Genomic DNA, 1222 nt, shown 5'->3' on the forward strand with positions numbered 1-1222 from the left:
TTACCCGAAATCTGATTTATTCAACAAAGCCTTGCCTGGTAAGTAAGGTCTGGGTCTGCAAGGATTTTAGCGGATACACCAAAACTCGCCAAAACCAGACACAGGGTGATACTTGTCGTTCGCATGTTTTATCCTTATTAATCGTCACTGATAATCAGAGTGGTCTGGGATGCTTCTTTCTCCACGCCATCCACATTCTGTGTTCTGTCCTGATGTTTCCTTCAGAAGTTACTTTATTGTGCTTCGTGGTCGGTGGAGAGGCTAAAACGCTTTCAAGCGTTTCACCAGCATCGAATCGCGCGTACAGCTTGTAATCGGCGGCATTCGTGTTTGTCGGCTCACATTTGCCATGGCTCATTTTTATCATCCTTTGCGATAAGAACTTAACTCTGCCAGGTACCAGCTGCTGGCGCCATAAACGAATTTTTACTTCCGGTGGTAAATCACCTCAGGCATCGTCATCCCGGAGTTCCAGGTTTTAATACGTAGTGAAGGTCTTGCTCAATACTCGCCGGACGGAATTATTCATCATCACCGGCAGGGGCTGCAGTGCTGGTATGCACTTTATAGCAGTCCACCCGGCGGGACAATTCATGAAAGCTGGTGGGATCGAACCATCACACTCAAAACGTAAGACAACATGCCCTATAGTCCTGCAAAGCCTTTGCTCCGGAGCGCCACGCTCTGCGTGGGTCGCGACTGTGCACATTTTCGGCATATTCTTTTTTTCTTTTTTTTTATTTTTTCTCTTTTTTTTTATTTTTTCTCTTTTTTTCGTCCGCGCGGCGGGGGCCGGGTCGGGCACGTTGAAGGTCAAGACCCTCAAAGGTATGTTGTCTTACGTACGCTCTTTTGCTGCCTGGAACGCTTGCCGGTGATCAGAATCAGGAGAATGGCCATCGCCAGTTTTCCCTCATTTATGGCATACAGTAGACATCAATCCGGTGTAAGGTACCGGTTCTGACCGGACTATTTCCCCTGGGGCTGCTGTTCGTTACAGCTCTGAGCTGATACCGTGGATACGCGGCTTGTTCTTACGCTTATCACCGAAAGTGGCGAACGGGCCTTAGGGGCGAACGCTTTAACAGAATTAACAACAACTTTGTTAGGGAAATAATAAGTGAACATCGAAGCGAAGCAGTTTCTTACCGGCAGCGGCAGAAGAGTACTGACAAATGAGGGCAGACAGGGGGTGATGCTGCCAACTTACTGATTTAGTGTA

General features: G+C 47.8%; 1 protein-coding gene. It reads left to right on the forward strand.

Annotation, left to right across the window (positions count from 1 at the left end):
- Nucleotides 1-314 (forward strand): hypothetical protein (locus HMPREF3096_RS31170; protein WP_218069936.1); only part of this gene is annotated, 314 nt, incomplete at its 5' end.
- Nucleotides 315-1222: the final 908 nt, after the last annotated feature.

Source organism: Klebsiella sp. HMSC25G12 (assembly GCF_001807705.1).
GTDB lineage: Bacteria > Pseudomonadota > Gammaproteobacteria > Enterobacterales > Enterobacteriaceae > Klebsiella > Klebsiella variicola.